Origin of the sequence: Domibacillus sp. A3M-37, assembly GCF_024213455.1 — a bacterium.
GTDB classification, from domain to species: domain Bacteria; phylum Bacillota; class Bacilli; order Bacillales; family Domibacillaceae; genus Domibacillus; species Domibacillus tundrae.
The window spans coordinates 72,956-90,204 of sequence record NZ_JANAVL010000006.1 but is presented as its reverse complement, the minus strand read 5'-3'; the positions used below and the strand labels follow the sequence as shown (position 1 = coordinate 90,204).

The 17,249-nt window shown below is 44.4% G+C and carries 19 protein-coding genes; 17 read left to right on the top strand and 2 right to left on the bottom strand.

Going from position 1 to position 17,249, the window contains the following annotated elements; genetic code table 11:
- The first annotated feature begins 149 nt into the window (after positions 1-149).
- From NLX67_RS11350 to NLX67_RS11315, 8 genes are read left to right on the top strand one after another with little or no spacing between them, the layout of a single operon-like run.
- On the top strand, positions 150-452 hold the full coding sequence (locus NLX67_RS11350) for an urease subunit gamma (protein ID WP_046180097.1): 303 nt from the start codon (positions 150-152) through the stop codon (positions 450-452).
- Between the two features lie 12 nt (positions 453-464).
- Positions 465-788, top strand: coding sequence for an urease subunit beta (locus NLX67_RS11345; protein WP_046180098.1), 324 nt, complete (start codon positions 465-467; stop codon positions 786-788).
- A complete protein-coding gene (gene ureC, locus NLX67_RS11340) occupies positions 785-2,494 on the top strand; it encodes an urease subunit alpha (RefSeq protein WP_046180099.1) in 1,710 nt (569 codons plus the stop codon). The genes NLX67_RS11345 and ureC overlap by 4 nt, the downstream gene beginning before the upstream one ends.
- 12 nt (positions 2,495-2,506) lie before the next feature.
- Positions 2,507-2,953 (top strand): urease accessory protein UreE, encoded by a 447-nt coding sequence (ureE, locus tag NLX67_RS11335; RefSeq protein WP_046180100.1) that lies wholly within the window; start codon positions 2,507-2,509, stop codon positions 2,951-2,953.
- A complete protein-coding gene (locus tag NLX67_RS11330) occupies positions 2,946-3,632 on the top strand; it encodes an urease accessory protein UreF (RefSeq protein ID WP_082091534.1) in 687 nt (228 codons plus the stop codon). Before ureE ends, NLX67_RS11330 begins: the two co-directional genes overlap by 8 nt.
- Before the next feature lie 22 nt (positions 3,633-3,654).
- Entirely contained in the window at positions 3,655-4,272 is a 618-nt protein-coding gene (ureG, locus tag NLX67_RS11325) for an urease accessory protein UreG (RefSeq protein ID WP_046180101.1), read from the top strand.
- Positions 4,269-5,084, top strand: coding sequence for an urease accessory protein UreD (locus NLX67_RS11320; RefSeq protein WP_254311822.1), 816 nt, complete (start codon positions 4,269-4,271; stop codon positions 5,082-5,084). The genes ureG and NLX67_RS11320 overlap by 4 nt, the downstream gene beginning before the upstream one ends.
- Before the next feature lie 15 nt (positions 5,085-5,099).
- The gene (locus NLX67_RS11315; RefSeq protein ID WP_046180103.1) at positions 5,100-5,723 is read left to right on the top strand and encodes a HoxN/HupN/NixA family nickel/cobalt transporter; all 624 of its coding nucleotides are present in this window, start codon (positions 5,100-5,102) and stop codon (positions 5,721-5,723) included.
- A 572-nt stretch (positions 5,724-6,295) separates the two neighbouring features.
- Here NLX67_RS11315 and NLX67_RS11310 read toward each other — a convergent pair.
- Positions 6,296-7,276: an LLM class flavin-dependent oxidoreductase gene (locus tag NLX67_RS11310; protein WP_254311821.1), complete on the bottom strand. Its 981-nt coding sequence runs from the start codon at positions 7,274-7,276 to the stop codon at positions 6,296-6,298.
- A 305-nt stretch (positions 7,277-7,581) separates the two neighbouring features.
- Complete coding sequence (locus NLX67_RS11305; protein ID WP_254311820.1) at positions 7,582-8,562, bottom strand: ring-cleaving dioxygenase; 981 nt, start codon at positions 8,560-8,562, stop codon at positions 7,582-7,584.
- Positions 8,563-9,404: 842 nt separating this feature from the next.
- On the opposite strand from NLX67_RS11305, the gene NLX67_RS11300 reads away from it, so the two are divergent.
- From NLX67_RS11300 to NLX67_RS11260, 9 genes are all read left to right on the top strand, one after another.
- Positions 9,405-10,952, top strand: a complete 1,548-nt coding sequence (locus NLX67_RS11300) for a 4-hydroxyphenylacetate 3-hydroxylase family protein (RefSeq protein WP_254311819.1) — start codon at positions 9,405-9,407, stop codon at positions 10,950-10,952.
- Between the two features lie 43 nt (positions 10,953-10,995).
- Positions 10,996-11,799: a dioxygenase family protein gene (locus NLX67_RS11295; RefSeq protein WP_254311818.1), complete on the top strand. Its 804-nt coding sequence runs from the start codon at positions 10,996-10,998 to the stop codon at positions 11,797-11,799.
- A 132-nt stretch (positions 11,800-11,931) separates the two neighbouring features.
- Complete coding sequence (locus tag NLX67_RS11290) at positions 11,932-12,483, top strand: FAD synthetase family protein (protein WP_254311817.1); 552 nt, start codon at positions 11,932-11,934, stop codon at positions 12,481-12,483.
- A gap of 16 nt (positions 12,484-12,499) precedes the next feature.
- Positions 12,500-13,111 carry a flavin reductase family protein gene (locus NLX67_RS11285; protein ID WP_046180111.1) on the top strand — a complete coding sequence of 204 codons (612 nt, stop codon included), beginning with the start codon at positions 12,500-12,502 and terminating at the stop codon, positions 13,109-13,111.
- 95 nt (positions 13,112-13,206) lie between these two features.
- A complete protein-coding gene (locus tag NLX67_RS11280; RefSeq protein ID WP_254311816.1) occupies positions 13,207-14,040 on the top strand; it encodes an alpha/beta fold hydrolase in 834 nt (277 codons plus the stop codon).
- Positions 14,041-14,056: 16 nt separating this feature from the next.
- Positions 14,057-14,773 carry a carboxymuconolactone decarboxylase family protein gene (locus NLX67_RS11275; protein ID WP_254311815.1) on the top strand — a complete coding sequence of 239 codons (717 nt, stop codon included), beginning with the start codon at positions 14,057-14,059 and terminating at the stop codon, positions 14,771-14,773.
- An 18-nt stretch (positions 14,774-14,791) separates the two neighbouring features.
- A complete protein-coding gene (locus NLX67_RS11270) occupies positions 14,792-15,481 on the top strand; it encodes a CoA transferase subunit A (RefSeq protein WP_254311814.1) in 690 nt (229 codons plus the stop codon).
- Complete coding sequence (locus tag NLX67_RS11265) at positions 15,474-16,106, top strand: 3-oxoacid CoA-transferase subunit B (RefSeq protein ID WP_254311813.1); 633 nt, start codon at positions 15,474-15,476, stop codon at positions 16,104-16,106. The genes NLX67_RS11270 and NLX67_RS11265 overlap by 8 nt, the downstream gene beginning before the upstream one ends.
- A 12-nt stretch (positions 16,107-16,118) precedes the next feature.
- Complete coding sequence (locus tag NLX67_RS11260; RefSeq protein WP_254311812.1) at positions 16,119-17,234, top strand: muconate cycloisomerase family protein; 1,116 nt, start codon at positions 16,119-16,121, stop codon at positions 17,232-17,234.
- Positions 17,235-17,249: the final 15 nt, after the last annotated feature.

Below are 17,249 nucleotides of genomic sequence, written 5' to 3'. Positions count from 1 at the left end.
AATTGTCAGAAAAGATTAATTCCTTTTTTTCCTTAATCAAGCTATAATAATGTTAGGAAATATAACATGTCACTGAGTTGGTACAAGATTTTTGGTTTAAAATGGGTTCAGTGACAAGCTGCATATAGAAAAGAAAGAAGGGATCTTTAGTGAAGCTGACGGCACGTGAGCAGGAAAAATTGATGATTGTCGTAGCAGCAGATTTAGCCCGCCGTCGTAAAGACAGAGGATTAAAGATGAATTATCCAGAATCCATCGCCCTTATAACGTATGAGGTGATGGAAGGAGCGCGTGACGGAAAATCGGTACCGGAATTAATGCAGTTTGGGGCAACGATTTTGTCACGGGATGATGTGATGGAAGGGATTCCGGAAATGATTGAAGACATTCAAGTAGAAGCGACATTCCCGGACGGCACAAAGCTTGTGACCGTTCATGACCCGATAAGATGAGGAGGAGCAAAAATGATACCTGGTGAATACAAGCTGCGCGGAGACGCAGTCGTATGCAACGAAGGAAAAGAAGAAGTGTCCGTTTTTGTGACGAACCGGGGCGACCGGCCGGTGCAGGTCGGCTCGCATTTTCATTTTGCGGAAGTAAACGCGTCGCTTGAGTTTGACCGTGATCAAGCGTTCGGAATGAGATTAAACATTCCAGCAGGCACAGCGGTCCGTTTTGAACCGGGAGATGGCAAGCCGGTCGCGCTCATTCCGTTTTCAGGAACGCGGCACGTATACGGGTTAAATAATGGCGTGAATGGCGCGCTTGATAAGGAGGGGAATTCATGAGTTTTCACATGCCGCGACGCCAATACGCAGATATGTTTGGGCCAACGACCGGTGACTGTGTCCGTCTCGCTGACACGGAGCTCTTTATTGAAATTGAAAAAGACTATACGGTCTATGGAGATGAAGTGAAGTTCGGCGGCGGGAAAGTGATTCGGGATGGGATGGGGCAGCACCCGCTTGCCACGCGGGCTGAATCCGTCGATCTTGTGCTGACCAATGCGATTGTGCTTGATTATACAGGTATCTATAAAGCGGACATTGGCATTAAAGATGGGATGATTGCGGCAATTGGCAAAGCGGGCAACCCACTCCTGATGGACGGCGTGGACATCGTGATCGGCGCATCGACAGAAGTCATCGCGGCAGAAGGGAAAATTGTAACAGCTGGCGGCATCGATTCCCACATTCATTTTATTTGCCCGCAGCAAATTGAAACGGCGCTGGCATCCGGCGTGACAACGATGATTGGCGGCGGAACGGGCCCTGCCACAGGAACAAATGCGACAACGTGTACACCGGGCGAATGGAACATTTTCCGCATGCTCGAAGCGGCGGAAGCCTTCCCGATGAACATCGGCTTTCTGGGAAAAGGAAATGCATCCGGGCTTGAGCCGCTTGAAGAACAGATTGAAGCAGGAGCGATTGGCTTAAAGCTTCATGAAGACTGGGGCACAACAGCAGCTGCGATTGATGCGAGCTTAAAAACAGCTGACAAGTATGACGTACAGGTGGCGATTCATTCTGACACGTTAAATGAAGGCGGCTTTGTGGAAGATACGATTGCGGCGATCGACGGCCGGGTCATTCATACATACCATACGGAAGGAGCGGGCGGCGGCCACGCGCCGGATATTATAAAAGCGGCCGGCTATCCAAACATTCTTCCTTCATCCACAAATCCGACCCGTCCGTATACAGTAAACACACTGGATGAGCATTTGGATATGCTTATGGTGTGCCACCACCTTGATCCGTCCGTGCCGGAAGACATTGCGTTTGCAGATTCACGTATCCGGAAAGAAACGATTGCGGCGGAAGACATTTTGCACGACCTCGGCGTGTTCAGCATGATCAGCTCTGATTCGCAGGCGATGGGGCGGATTGGCGAAGTAATTTTGCGTACGTGGCAGACGGCGGACAAAATGAAAAAGCAACGTGGAAAAATGGAAGAAGAAACAGGCGAAGGCGATAACTTCCGGGCGAAGCGCTATGTGGCAAAATATACGATTAATCCGGCGCTCACACACGGCATTTCCGATTATGTCGGTTCTGTTGAAAAAGGAAAACTGGCGGACCTTGTGCTGTGGGAACCAGCCTTTTTTGGCGTAAAACCGGAGCTGGTTTTAAAAGGCGGACTGATTGCACACAGCGTCATGGGTGACCCGAATGCATCCATTCCAACACCGCAGCCGGCATTGTACCGGCCGATGTTTGCGAGCTTCGGCAAAGCGCTTTTCAAAACATCAATGACATTTATGTCCAAAGCCGCGATTGAGCGTGGCGTACCGGAAAAGCTGGGTCTTGAGAAAATGATCCGGCCGGTTGGGGGTATCCGTACATTGCAAAAAAGCGATATGAAATACAACGGGGAAACACCGGATATTGATGTGGACCCGCAAACATATGAAGTAAAAGTAGACGGAAAGCTTGCCACGTGCGAGCCGGCGGAAATCGTTCCGATGGCACAGCGCTATTTCTTATTTTAAGGTGGGATACAGGTGATTATTGAAAAAGTGGTTGGAAACGTCGTTACAGGTGAGACTCGTGCGCCGCATACAGAACGCGTCTTTCTGGCGAGTGATGAGCTGGTGAAAAGAATTCAGCGTGTGAAAACGGATCATGGGCGTGAGCTTGGCATCCGGCTTCGAGAGCCGAAAGATTTACAGGATGGCGATATTTTATATCGTGATGAAAAAAATATGATTATCATTAGTGTTCTTGCTGACGATGTACTGACGATTATGCCGGAATCGATCGGTCAAATGGGCGATATAGCCCATCAGCTTGGCAACCGCCATTTGCCGGCTCAGTTTGAAGGCGATGAAATGATCGTGCAGTATGATTATTTAGTCGAAGAATTGCTGCAGCAGCTGGGCATTCCATTTCGCCGGGAAGAGCGTCAGGTGAAAAAAGCGTTCCGCCATATCGGCCACAGCCATGATTAATCCGATGCTGTCCTTCATGCAGCTGTGTGATTCTAATTTTCCGTCCGGTGCGTTTTCGCATTCGTTCGGGCTGGAAACATACATTTATGAAGGCGCCATCCATGACGCGGCCACATTTGAAGCCGCGATGCGTATTTTTATGGTGAATCAAATGGCCTATACAGACGCTCTTGCCTGCCGGCTCGCGTATGAGGCGATTGAAAACGGGCAATTTGACGATGTTATTGAGCTGGATCACGTTCTTTTAGCACTTTCGCTGTCCAAAGAAACACGGGAAGGCACAAGGCGGATCGGGGAGCGAATGGCGAAGTTGTGCTCCGATTTATACGAAAGTCCGCTGATCGACACATATTATCAGCGCATTCGCCAAAAAGAAGCGAACGGCCATCCTTCAATTGTGTTTGCACTGGCGGCTCATCATTTGGGGGCAGAAAAAACGGACGCGATCGGCGCACACCTTTTTTCCAGTATTCATTCACTCATTCAAAACGCAGTACGGGCGATTCCGCTCGGACAGACAGACGGCCAGCGCATCCTATTGGCCCTTCAGCCGCTTATTCAGGATATGGCGGTCCAAACAGAAACGATGACGGAAGATGAGCTTGGCATGAATATGCCGGGTCTGGAAATTGCGCAAATGCGGCATGAACAGCTGCCCGTTCGGCTGTTTATGTCATAAATCATAAAAGGAGCTGAATAGTATGGAACCAGTACGTATTGGCGTCGGCGGTCCAGTGGGCGCCGGCAAAACGATGCTTGTTGAAAAATTAACACGGGCGCTGAACAATGAATTTAGTATGGCGGTCGTCACAAATGATATTTATACGAAAGAAGACGCGCAGTTTTTAATGAAAAACGGTGTTTTGCCGGAAGAGCGGATCATCGGTGTGGAGACAGGGGGCTGTCCGCACACCGCGATTCGTGAAGATGCGTCGATGAACTTTGCGGCCATTGATGAATTAAACGAAGCGCATCCTGATTTGGACATTATTTTTGTCGAAAGCGGCGGTGATAACCTGGCAGCGACGTTCAGCCCGGAACTGGTGGACTTCTCCATATATATTATTGATGTCGCGCAAGGAGAAAAAATTCCGCGTAAAGGCGGACAGGGCATGATCAAGTCGGATTTGTTTATTATTAATAAAACCGACCTCGCTCCGTACGTTGGCGCGAATTTAGATGTAATGGCAGAGGATACGAAAAAATCACGCGGCGAAAACAAGCCGTTTTTCTTCACTAATTTAAAAGATGAGACCGGGCTTGATGACGTGGTGAAGTGGATTAAAGAAAATGCGCTCCTAATGGGACTCGAAGCATGAGGATGACCGGCACGCTGCGCATGAAAGCGGTCTGCCGGGGCGAGAAAACCGTTGTGGCAGATACGTATTTTGACGGCGCCTTTAAAGTAGCGCGTCCGGTGTATTTTCAAGAAAACGAGCCGACTGTTTACAGCCTGCATGTCGGGGGCGGCTACATCGGCGGTGACCGCTATCACACGGACGTTGTTCTTGAACAAGATGCGAGAATGACGCTGACGACCCAGTCAGCAGCGAAAGTATACAAAACACCAAACGCGCCAGTGCATCAGTCGATGACGATTTCGCTTGCACAAGGCAGTGTGTTTATGTACTTGCCGGACCCGCTGATCGCATATGAGCAGGCGCGCTTTCAGCAGGAAACGGTTATTCATATGGAAAAAGGATCCACGTTGCTGTACAGTGATAGTATGACGCCCGGCTGGTCGAAAAGCGGCGATCCGTTTCGATATGATTGGATTCGATCAAAGGTGAAAATATATGAAGACGATTCTCTTCAAGCATATGATCATCTGTTTTTAAAGCCGGAAGAGCGCGATTTATTTTCGCTCATGCAAATGGAGGGCTATACACACGTTGGCTCACTTTTTATCGTTTCGCCTATGCTGCAAAAAGATTGGCAGGAAGCGCTGGGCCGCCTGCTGGAATCATATAATGAGCAGGCGCGTATTGGGTTTTCTACGCTGAAAAACGGCGGATGTACGATTCGAATTTTAGCCAACGCTTCGTATGTGATCGAAAACATCATTTTGCAGTGCACAAACTGGATGCGCAGCAAGCTTGACCAGGAGCCAGTGCAGTTAAGAAAGTATTGAAAAGGGGAACAAATCATGATTCAAGGCGGACTTTTATCTATTTTACTGCTCGGGTTCACATTGGGCATTAAGCATGCGACAGAACCTGATCACGTCATCGCGGTTTCAACGATCGCAAGCCGGACGAAGAAGCTGTCCCGCTCTTCGCTGGCAGGTGTATTTTGGGGGCTCGGACATACAGCGACCCTTCTTATTATTGGTGTAACAGCCGTAGCGCTCGGTCAGCACATTCCAGAAAATGTGGCGGCGCTGCTTGAATTTTTCGTCGGCATGATGCTTGTTTATTTAGGGGTGAACGGTGTGCGTAAAAGCCGGACGGTAGAAGAAGACGGCAAACACCAGCATTTTCACAAAAAATCGTTTGTGATCGGCGTCATTCATGGGCTTGCCGGAAGTGCGGCGATGGTATTATTGACCGCGACAACGGCAAATACCGGTTCAGAAGCATTTCAGTTTATTTTAATTTTCGGTGCCGGCACGGTCATGGGGATGCTTCTCTTTACAACCCTTTTAGGCCTCCCGTTTTTAGTGACGTCTAAAAAAGCCATCCCGATTGTGCTGGTGCGGATCACATCAGTGATCAGCGTCGTTTACGGATTGTATTATATGTTCCAGACAGGTTCTAGCTTCCTTTCATGAAAACGGGCTGTTCCGAAAATCAGTGAAAACTGGCTTTCGAGAACAGCCTATTTTATTTGTGATCGTCAGCATGGGAGAAGCCGAATCCTTCTTTTTTTCTTGTTCACTATGGTGCGCGGGATGTGCATGAGTGATGTCTCTTTGATGATTTTGTATGGGAGCCGATAGAGCGGCGGGCACGCGGCTTCGCGTTCCGCGGGGCAGGCGATGAGCCGTTTCCGCCGCTTTGCGCCTCCACCAGTCTCATCCGGCCCGCTAGTCCCGCAGGAGTCTACACCGCGCGCCCACCACCACTGCTTTTAAAAGAACAGAACGTGCAAGAGCCGGTTCGTACGGGCGGCTCGCTGGTGGCCCGCGGAAAGCGGAGTCCATTTTGTTTCACCTATCGGCTCTTTTCATAAAACGATTCTTTCCATCAATACGCTTGTTCGTTTACGGCAATAGAATCTTTTTTCAAAAAAAGAGTGGCGACTTTGTCGACAGTCTCAAACCTCGAATTCATCAACTCGAGATTTTTTTATTTGATTTTTATCGTTTTTTCTATTTGAAATAAGTGGAGCTGTTTTTTTCTTTTATAGTATGGCTTCTGCTAAAAGAGCATAAGATTGAATTTTGTCTTCAAAATCATACACATTGGTAAGGACCATGAACTCATCCGTTTGATAGGCCTCGCTTAATAAAAGAAGCTCGTTCCTCACTTTTTGAGGGGTTCCAATGATCATTCGTTTCCTGTTTTCTTTTGCTTTTTCTTTATCCATTTTAGATAGGATCCGGTTTTTTGCCTCTTCAATAGTGGGTATTCTTGTATCGCCGCCTTTTTCAACAGCTAACAGCCAGGCATCCTGGCTGAGTGCTATTTCCTGCGCTTTTTCTTCTGTAGAGGCACAAACAATAAAGATGCAAACATTCACTTTTGGCTGTTCCATCATTCTCGACGGCTGAAAATGATTTAAATACTGATTTATTGCTCTCTGCCCGCTGTGAGGGTTGATAAAGTGTCCATATGTAAAGGCCATTCCTTCTTCAGCCGCTACTCTGGCTCCGCGATGCGTGATACCTAACATCCACATCTCAGGAGCACTTTTGATAAAAGGATACGCTTTTACAGTTTGATCTGGTCCCTCATTTGTTAAATATCCCTGCAGGTCTCTTACTTGTCTTGGAAAGTCATTTAAGCTTTTCCTTACTCCATCTGTAAGGGCTAAACGAGTCTCCGGGGAACCGCCTGGTGAGCGGCCCACTCCTAAATCAATTCTGTTTGGAAATAACGCTTCTAAGACTTTAAAGTTCTCAGCGATTTTATATGGACTGTACTGGGGGAGAAGGACACCTCCTGATCCTACCCGAATAGACTTGGTGCCTGAAGCAATATGAGAAATTAAAACCTCCGGCGAGGAACCCGCAATTCCGTTTGTATTATGATGTTCGGCCACCCAAAATCGGGTATATCCCATTTCTTCTGTTATCTGGGCTAATTTAAGCGTATTCCTCAAGGCTGCCGCTCCATTACCGCCTGTAGTAATAACGGATTGATCAAGAACACTTAACTTCATTTCAAATCACCACCTGCCCATCAATATTGTATTTAGCCTGTATTAAAAAAGATATGTGGTTAGACAACACAAGTAAAGAAAGAAGATCTTAAAAAGATTTTTCCCGAATTTCTTGATTATAGTAATGAGGTGGAGAGCATTTGAAAATGATATAATTCGTTTGTTTTTTAACAAACGGATTAAACAAAAAGCCCCCCATGCATACCAACTATTTTCTCCGAACAAGGAAACAATAGTTGGAACAAGGGGAGAATCATCTCTTTTGTTTATTTTAAGAAGCTCCTGCCAGGGCAGGAGCGATACTATTACTTTTTAGTGAATTCCTTTGTGCTTCTCACTGTATCGATCGGGCGGACTAATTTTTCAATTTCTTCTCGTTTTGGCTCTAAGAATGGAGGCAAAGATAATTTTTCCCCAAGGGTTTCATAAGATTCATCACCCATAAATCCTGGACCGTCTGTCGCAAGCTCAAATAAAATTTGCGGAGCTACTCTGGTGTACAAAGACTCGAAAAAGAAACGATCAACATGACCGGACGTCTGAAATCCGAAACTGTGGTAACGCTCATTCCATTCGTCCAGGGCAGCCCGGTCTTCAACCCGGAATGCAACGTGGTGAACCGTGCCGAAACCTTGCTGCGCTTCCGGAAGGAGAACATTATGTTCAACGATTACCTGCGCCCCGTTACCGCCCTCGCCGACTTCAAATAAAAGAAAGGATCCTTCTTTGCCGATTTCTTTGAACTGAAGGACTTTTTCCAGCATTTCTTTAAAATAATCAACGTTTGCAATACGGATAAATATAGGTCCTAAACCGGTAATGGCATACTGCAGCGGTATTGGCCCGTTTTGCCAAGGTGTACCTGAAGCAACGCCTTCATTGAATTCATCTGAAATCAATTGATACTGCTGGTCATCAAAGTCAGTAAAAGAAAGTGTTTTCTTGCCAAATTGCTCTTTAATGCCGGAGTGTTTTACTTTCAGACGGTCAAAACGCTTTACCCAGTAATCCATGGATGCGTCGTTTGGCACCCGGAAAGATGTTTTGGAAATTTCATTTGTCCCGTGAACCCCTTTTGGAATGCCAGGAAAGTCAAAAAACGTCATATCAGTTCCTGCGCTGCCGGTGTCATCCGCAAAAAATAAATGATACGTTTGAATATCATCTTGATTCACTGTTTTTTTAACGAGGCGCATTCCTAAAACATAGGTGAAAAATTCGTAATTTTTTTCTGCACTGCTTGTAATAGCGGTTACGTGGTGTATACCTTTTAAGCCGTTGTTCATTTCAAATTCCTCCAATTGAGCGGTAAACGATGCTCATTTCTTTTTTTAGAAGCTTTTTCTTTTTTATGCCGGTTCTTACAGGATAAATAACTATATAAGTTGAATTAAACTTCTTGCTTTCTCCGCTTCCTATCATGAAAAGATCCCTTTTTAAAAAGCAGCGTAATGGGCTGCAGGCTGGCGGCTGCGCTAACAACAGGGGCGAACGCTGAACCAGTCACCGCTTCGCGCTGCCCGTTTCAGCCTGTCCGCTCGGCCCGCCGGGAGTCTCCGCCGCCAGCCCTCCGCCCGTTGGTTTTTTAGGTATGGGTAGACATATATGACCCATTCTTTTCGATAAGAGAAGAAAAGACCAGATTGTTGTTTATCCTTCCTGTTTTTCCTCCCCGCAAAAGCCGAGCCTCGCGAATGCCGCCCTTACATGACTGGGGCTAAGTGCCGCTGCCCGAGTTTTTCTCAACGGCCAAGTGTAAATTCTTTTTTTCAACTTATATAGCTGGCACTATATTTTTTCCCTATATGCTGTCTCGTTTAATCATAAAGGATACAAGTTCTTCTTTGATACATTTATCTCGAATTCGAGATAAATGTATCATGAATAAAATGTGGTGTCAACAAACCTTACTTTCTCTTTTTGCATTTTTATTGGCTATAACAATTTAAATTGCAACACAATCTCTCTATAGATTATTTAAATCATATAAACCGTAAAAACAGTAGAAAAGAAATGAACTATCTATACTTTTTTACAGTTCAAAAAATTCAGTGGATTCGACATAATAAAGCTAGGTTTTGTAAGCGCTTTAAAAAATCCTGATTCAAAAACAAGGGGGTCTATTTAAGTGACGATTGAACAAAAAGAAATCACTAGAAAACCATTAACTGGACAAGAGTATTTGGACAGCTTGCGGGATGGACGGGAAATTTGGATACATGGTGAAAAAGTAGAAGATGTAACAACGCATCCGGCTTTCCGTAACTCAGCCCGGTCCATTGCAAGACTGTATGATGCGCTGCATGATGAAAAAACAAAAGATATTTTAACAGTTGAAACAGACACGGGGAATGGCGGTTATACACAAAAATATTTTCAATTTGATAAAACCACCGATGACCTTTTAGCTTCCCGCGATGCGATTGCAGAGTGGGCAAAATTATCATACGGACAAATGGGAAGATCGCCGGATTATAAAGCTGCTTTCTTAGCTACACTCGGTGCGGACCCGGATTATTATGCACCCTATCAAGACAACGCAAGAAGATGGTATAAAGAAGCACAGGAAAAAAACCTGTTCTTCAACCACGCGATTATCAATCCGCCGGTTGACCGCAACAAACCTTTGGAAGCGGTATCAGACATCTTTATTAAAGCCGTACGTGAAACAGAAGAAGGCGTGATCGTCAGTGGCGCAAAAATGGTCGCGACAGGATCGGCCTTGACGAATTACAATTTTGTTGCCCATTACGGTGCTGCGCCGATTACAAAAGAAGAATTTGCGCTTTGCTTCATAGCTCCAATGAATACACCAGGTATGAAGCTAGTCAGCCGTACTTCATACGAAATGAACGCAGCAGTGATGGGAAGCCCATTTGATTATCCGTTAAGCAGCCGGTTCGATGAAAATGACGCTGTGCTTATTTTCGAGGACTCATTGATTCCTTGGGAAAACATTTTGATCTACAAGGATATTGAAAAAATCAACAACTTCTTTGCTGAAACGGGCTTCCTTAACCGCTTTACATTCCATGGTGTCACAAGATTAGCTGTAAAACTTGATTTTGTCGCTGGATTACTTATAAAAGCTGTCAAAGTAAATGGATCGGATACATTCCGCGGTGTGCAGGTCAATGTCGGTGAGGTCATTGCTTGGAAAAACATGTTCTGGGCTCTCAGTGATGCGATGGCAATGAACCCGGACCCTGGGAGAAACGGAACCGTCCTTCCAAATTTAAATTATGGCTTAGCTTATCGGGTCTTTATGTCAGAAGGATGGCCGAAAGTAAAAGAGATCATCGAAAATGTTGTAGCAGGAAGTTTGATTGTACAGCCTTCAAGTGCTCGTGACTTCTTGAACCCAGAGCTTCGTCCAACACTTGATAAGTTATATAGAGGATCAAACGGGGTTCAGGCAGTAGATAAAATTAAATTGATTAAGCTTTTATGGGATGTTGTAGGCACAGAATATGGTGGAAGACACGAATTATATGAGAGAAACTATTCGGGCAACCATGAAAATATCCGATTGGAAAATCTGCTTGTGGCGAATCAAAACGGCCAAGCTGCTGAATTTGAAAAATTCGCGGAAGAATGCATGAATGACTACGATTTAAATGGCTGGACAAACGATACATGGATTAACCCGGACGATATTAACTATTTTTCCAAGTAAACAGATAGAAAAACAAAAAATAATGAATACGGGGGAAACAAACATGGTAAATCAACGTGTAAATGAAATTTTTGAAGGATTTATTAAACATACAAAACAATTGCTTGAAGAAACACAAGTGACGCATGAAGAGTATCATGAATTTGTTGGATGGCTGGATCGTCTTGGCCGCACGGGAGAAATTCCGCTTTTTATGGACGTCTTTTTTGAAACGCATGTATTGCACAGTATTTACGACGAAAATCCTGGAACAGAACCTTCTCTTCTCGGTCCATATCACATTAAGGATACACCAATGCTGGAAAAGCCTCATGTTTTAACACAGCGTCCAGATGAAAAAGGAGAAATTTTAACTTTTTCAGGAACGGTGAAAGCAGTGGATGGAAAACCATTGGCAAATACTCTTGTTGACATGTGGCAGGCAGATGCGGATGGCGAATATTCTCATTTCGCTGAGAACATTCCAGACTATAACCTTCGCGGAAGATTCTACACGGATGAAAATGGTTATTTCGAAGTGAAAACGATTATCCCAGCTCCGTATAAAATTCCTACTGCAGGACCTACCGGGGAATTTTTAAACTGGATGGATCAGCATGCCTATCGCCCGGCTCATTTGCATCTTCAATTTGAACAGGATGGATATGAAAATTTAATTACTCAAGTATTCTTTGAGGGAGATCAATGGCTGGAAACGGATGTAGCAGAAGGTGTGCGTCCTTCACTCGTTACAAAACTTGAAGACAATGCAGACGGTTCCGGTAAAAAAGCGTCGCTTGATTTTGAAATGAGAACGCGGGACTGGAGAGCAAACATAAACAATGAAGCACTCCAAACGTCGAACTAATCGTTTCTAGTGCTCGCAAGATAAAGGGAATCAAAGATCAGATTCCCTTTATCTATTTAACAACCCAATTTATTTCTCCTATTATTCCATTATTCTGTCATTTCAAACTACTACAATGTTGGAGGAACTTCTATGAAAATATTCAAAAATGGTGAACTGACCCTCAGCCAGTCTGTCGTCACGATCGGGGCTTTTGATGGCATTCATATCGGACACCAATCTCTTATAACAAAAGCTGTTAGTCGTGCGCAGGAATTGAATGTTCCTTCCGTTGTTTATACATTCGATCCTCCTCCACGTGCTTATTTTCAAAAACAAATGATTTTAACAACTGTTGAAGAAAAAATATCCATCATCAAACAACTCGGTGTTGATTATGTAATAATCGCCAGCTTCGACGAGCATTACATCTCGAGAAGTGCAGAAGATTTTCTTAATGAGTTAGGCTTTCTATTTCCAAAGGAAGTGTGGGTAGGTTCCAATTTTCAGTTTGGAAAAGGAAAAAAAGGAACCATTGAACACCTTTCTATTCAGTTTCAGACCTTTACTCATCCACTCATCAAATGTTCAAAAGGAGAACCCGTTTCTTCAACTAGAATCCGAAATTTGATCTCTAAAGAGGAAAAGCAGCTAGCAAATGATCTGCTGGGCCGGAATTTATTTGAAACCATTCAATTAAGTTAGGACGGGGAGAAATTTTATGTATTCCATTGATCCTTCAACTTTAAATGAACAAGAAAACTATAAACTGCTTATTGGCAGTATTCTTCCAAGACCAATTGCCTTTATCACCTCTCTCTCGGAAAATGGTGTCTTAAATGGGGCTCCATTTAGTTTTTTTAACATTGTGTCGTCTAATCCACCGTTGATTTCTGTTGCTATCCAAAGAACAAACGGGTCAATGAAAGATACAGCGAGAAATATCCTAAAGCAGAGAGAATTTGTTGTTCACATCACTGACACGTCAAATGTAAAAAAAATCAATGAAACAGCCAAAGCATTGCTTCCAACAGAAAGTGAAGTGCAAATGGCTAATCTTACTCCTGTAAAAAGTAAAAAGGTGGGAGTCCCGGGGATTCAAGAAGCAAAAATTAGAATGGAATGCACGTTAGAAACAGTCCTTCAACTAGGCGGGGAGGGACAAAATCCTGGATGTGAGCTGATTATTGGAAAAATCGTTCAGTACCACATTCAAAAAGACGTATACAGCCAGGGGCGCATCCATCATGAAAAGCTGGGACCGGTCAGCAGGTTAGCAGGAAGCAGCTACGCAGAAATCGGCAGCGTTTTTTCCATAAAACGGCCGACATAATGATGCAAATGAGATTGGGTGAAAAAAGAGAAATAACCAGTTTTCTGGACAATATTTTTATGCGCATACATAAATTTGAAAGGAGAAGGAAACCAATGCAAGTGTATACAAAGGAACTTGGGGACAAACAAATTCAAATTGCAGATTATCCTGGAGAAAAGGGTACAGTTATCGCTATCCATGGCTTAACGGGTACACATAAGAACATGAATTACTATGCGGAAGCGTTAAAAGGAGATTATCGGTTTATTGCCATTGATTTGAGAGGAAGAGGAAACAGCTCTCAGGCAGATGAGCACACCTCGATATACCGTCATGCAGAGGATATCATCCATTTAATCGAAGCAATGAATATCGAACATCCAATTTTACTGGGCCATTCAATGGGCGCTTTTATTTCGATGATTGTGGCCAGTCAGCTGAAATCGGTGAGAGCAGTTGTACTGCTCGATGGGGCTGCTTCCATGTCCGATCAGCAGCGTGATATCGTCAAACCTTCACTCGGTAGGTTGAGCAAGCAATTTGATTCAAAAGAAAGTTACCTGGATGAAGTAAAAGGAATCTATCAGCGGCTCGGAATTGAGTGGACGCTTACTTTGCAGGAGGCAGTGGAATATGAAATTCATCCAGCAGGCAGCCATTGGGAGCATAAATCCGACGAACAAAAAATTCTCGAGGATTTTGAAAGTTTCTATTCATTTAACCCTGAGGAAATTTGTTCAAAAGTGGAATGCCCCACCTTGCTCGTTTATGCAAAAGGAAAAATCGGAGCATTTCCCCCTTTGTTTTTTGAGGAAGCCTACGATGCCACCAAAATACATACACGTCATCTCCAGACAATGATTTCGGACTCTAATCATTACACGATGGTATTTGAAGAGAGAGAAGACATTAACCAGGCAATCAAAACATTTTTGGATACTATTTAAAGAGGGGGCGGACACCATGAGTAAAGGATTGGCTTATTTTCAAGAAGTGTATGATGTCGTACCAGGGTGGGTTCAAAAAATGCATGATTACAGCCCGGAGTCCCTGGAGCATTATACGAATCTGCGTGGAGGCATTATGGCAGATGGGTGTTTATCAAGAAAAGAGAAAGATATTTTGTTAGTTGGCATAAATGCCGCACGCTTGTATGAGCGAAGTATGGTCTATCACACAAAAGGGGCGATTGAAGGCGGGGCCACTGTGCCGGAACTTGTGGAATATTTGCTTGTTTCTTATTTATATACCGGGGTACAGGCGCTGCAAACCGGAATGAAGTCATTGGATTACGCCCTCTCTTTAAAAGGAATGCATGTTCCGATTTTAAAAGAAGAATCTCCTGCTACAGAGCAGCTGCTTCTTCACATCATTGAAAAAATGGGAGATGAAGATTCTTCTTTTGTACAAGCTGTACTGGCACTGGTTCAGTCAGGTGATAAGCAAGGATTAAAAGAAAAGATCGTCAGTGATTCCGCTGTATCCAAAAAATTAAAGCGTTTATTAATAGCTGGCATCTATACAACAGAGTTAAAAGGGAGAGAGGCTGAGAAGTGGATGGCGAAGGCCAGGGAAAACGGAGCAACGGAAGAAGAGCTAGCGGAGGTAGGCTTGATCTGCCTTTTAACAGCAGGAATTCCAGCTTGGTTTGAAGCAAGTGATTCATTGATCGAAAAGTAAAAAATCGGGGGTGGGAAAATGACAAAGATCCATCATGATGTGGATACCGCTTTATCGAGTGTGAAAAACGGCCACACATTAATGGTTGGGGGATTTGGCTTAATTGGTGCTCCTCTTACACTCATTGATGGTTTAACAAAAAAAGATGTATCTGGGTTGACCGTGATTAGCAACAATTTAGGAGAGCCTGGAAAAGGTCTTGGGGCCCTTCTGAGCCAAAAGAAAATAAAAAAAGCGATCGGTTCTTATTTTACAAGCAATCGTGAAGTGGGTGACGCTTATCAGCGTGGCGAAATAGAGCTGGAGCTTCTTCCCCAAGGGACGCTTTCAGAATCGATGCGTGCAGGCGGGGCTGGTATCGGCGGTTATTATACAAAAACAGGTGTTGGAACTGATCTTGCCAAAGGAAAGGAAGAAAGAGAAATCAATGGACAAACTTATTTATTTGAACCGGCTATCAGGGCTGATGTAGCATTGATCAAAGCGTGGAAAGCCGATACGCTGGGCAATCTTATTTATTATAAAACAGCACGTAATTTCAACCCTCTTATGGCCACAGCAGCTGATATCGTCATCGTGGAAGTGGAGGAGATTGTGGAGCCGGGCGAACTTTCTCCAGAGGAAATTGTCACCCCACATTTATTTGTGGATGGAATTTTTCTTGCCAGGAAACGATTAACGAAAGAAGGTGTGATCGATCATGAGTGACAAAAACCAGCTCCAGGAATTAATTGCGAAACGGGCTGCACAAGAGCTGACTGGTCCCTGTGTGGTTAATCTTGGCATTGGAATCCCTACGCTCGTTGCGAAATTTATCGAAGATCCTACTGTTTATTTTCACACTGAAAATGGATTGCTCGGTGTAGCAGAAGTTGAGGAAGATCAAATCGATCCGAACTTAGTGAATGCAGGGAAAATGCCAGTAGGAGAAACAGTTGGTGCATCGTTTTTTAACAGTGCCGAATCGTTTGCCATGATACGCGGCGGCCATGTGGACGTGGCGATTCTAGGCGTTCTGCAGGTTGATCAGACAGGGCAGATTGCCAACTGGGCAGTACCCGGGAAAAATATTATGGGCGTTGGCGGTGCGATGGATCTTTTAGTTGGAGCGAAAAAAGTCATTGTCACGACAACACACACATCAAAAGATGGAAAAAGCAAGCTGCTGAAAAAATGCACATTTCCGATAACGTCAACGAGAAGCGTCGATATGATTATTACGGAGCTGGCTGTGTTTGAAATCACGGACAATCAGCTGCGATTAATCGAGCTGATGCCCGATGTAACAATAGAAGAAGTAAGAGAAAAAACGGAAGCTGACTTTATTGAGTAGGGGATGGTAGACGTGAAAATCCATTCATTAGATGTATATATTGTTGATTTACCCACAATCCGGCCCCACCATTTAGCCATGCATACAATTGTGACTCAAACCATTGTAATCGCTTGTATAAAAAATGAGGATGGAATTGAAGGGTGGGGGGAGGTCGCGACGATTGGCGGCGCTTCCTACTCTGAAGAAAGTCCTGAAGCCATCAAATTGAATATTGAGAACTATGTAAAGCCGCTCATTATCGGTGAAAATCCAGTAAACTTCGATGCACTTTCCTATAAAATCAGCCAGCATGTGAAGGGGAATTATTTCGCAAAAGCATTGGTGGAGTCGGCAATGGTCGATTTAGTAGCAAAAACGTTGAACATTCCAGCTTATGAGTTATTTGGAGGGCAATGTCACGAATCTTTGCCCGTTGCCTGGACACTGGCAAGCGGAGATACGGCAAAAGATATAGAGGAAGCGCAAAATTGTCTGGCCACAAAACGGCATAATATTTTTAAGTTAAAAATTGGGAAAGGGGACCCGAAAACAAATGTTGACCATGTCATTAAAATAAAAGAAGCAGTTGGCGATGCGGGCAGTGTCCGTGTTGACGTGAACCAGGCATGGGATGAGGTCACCTCTCTTTATTGCATTGAAGCGCTTCAAAATGGCGGCGTTGATCTGATCGAGCAGCCGCTCGTCCGTTGGGATAATGAAGGAATGTCCAGGCTGACATCCCGGTTTAAAGTACCCATTATGGCAGATGAGTCTCTTGGAACCATACAGGAAGCCTATCAAATTTCAAAACTGAGAGCAGGTAATGTCTTTGCGCTAAAAGTGCCGAAAGCGGGGGGGCTGACGGCAACGAAAAAAGTAGCTGCGATAGCAGAAGCTTCCGGCATTCCAATGTATGGCGGAACCATGATCGAATCCTCATTAGGCACAGCAATTTGTGCTCAGCTGTATTCAACCATCCCGGAGCTGACATTCGGAACTGAATTATTTGGTCCGCTTCTTTTCAAAGACAACATTACAGTGAACCAAATTGAATATGAAAATTTTGAAATGAAAATTCCATCCGGCCCAGGGTTTGGTATGGAAATGGACAGAGAAAAAGTAAAGCATTACTCAAGAGATATCTAAACGGAATGGAGAGGG

Bases quoted from the DNA above. Each gene is read 5' to 3' on its own strand.
- NLX67_RS11345 (WP_046180098.1), top strand. From the start codon at position 465: ATGATACCTGGTGAATACAAGCTGCGCGGAGACGCAGTCGTATGCAAC.
- ureC (WP_046180099.1), top strand. From the start codon at position 785: ATGAGTTTTCACATGCCGCGACGCCAATACGCAGATATGTTTGGGCCA.
- NLX67_RS11330 (WP_082091534.1), top strand. From the start codon at position 2,946: ATGATTAATCCGATGCTGTCCTTCATGCAGCTGTGTGATTCTAATTTT.
- ureG (WP_046180101.1), top strand. From the start codon at position 3,655: ATGGAACCAGTACGTATTGGCGTCGGCGGTCCAGTGGGCGCCGGCAAA.
- NLX67_RS11320 (WP_254311822.1), top strand. From the start codon at position 4,269: ATGAGGATGACCGGCACGCTGCGCATGAAAGCGGTCTGCCGGGGCGAG.
- NLX67_RS11315 (WP_046180103.1), top strand. From the start codon at position 5,100: ATGATTCAAGGCGGACTTTTATCTATTTTACTGCTCGGGTTCACATTG.
- NLX67_RS11310 (WP_254311821.1), bottom strand. From the start codon at position 7,276: ATGAAGTTAAGTGTTCTTGATCAATCCGTTATTACTACAGGCGGTAAT.
- NLX67_RS11305 (WP_254311820.1), bottom strand. From the start codon at position 8,562: ATGAACAACGGCTTAAAAGGTATACACCACGTAACCGCTATTACAAGC.
- NLX67_RS11295 (WP_254311818.1), top strand. From the start codon at position 10,996: ATGGTAAATCAACGTGTAAATGAAATTTTTGAAGGATTTATTAAACAT.
- NLX67_RS11290 (WP_254311817.1), top strand. From the start codon at position 11,932: ATGAAAATATTCAAAAATGGTGAACTGACCCTCAGCCAGTCTGTCGTC.
- NLX67_RS11285 (WP_046180111.1), top strand. From the start codon at position 12,500: ATGTATTCCATTGATCCTTCAACTTTAAATGAACAAGAAAACTATAAA.
- NLX67_RS11280 (WP_254311816.1), top strand. From the start codon at position 13,207: ATGCAAGTGTATACAAAGGAACTTGGGGACAAACAAATTCAAATTGCA.
- NLX67_RS11275 (WP_254311815.1), top strand. From the start codon at position 14,057: ATGAGTAAAGGATTGGCTTATTTTCAAGAAGTGTATGATGTCGTACCA.
- NLX67_RS11270 (WP_254311814.1), top strand. From the start codon at position 14,792: ATGACAAAGATCCATCATGATGTGGATACCGCTTTATCGAGTGTGAAA.
- NLX67_RS11265 (WP_254311813.1), top strand. From the start codon at position 15,474: ATGAGTGACAAAAACCAGCTCCAGGAATTAATTGCGAAACGGGCTGCA.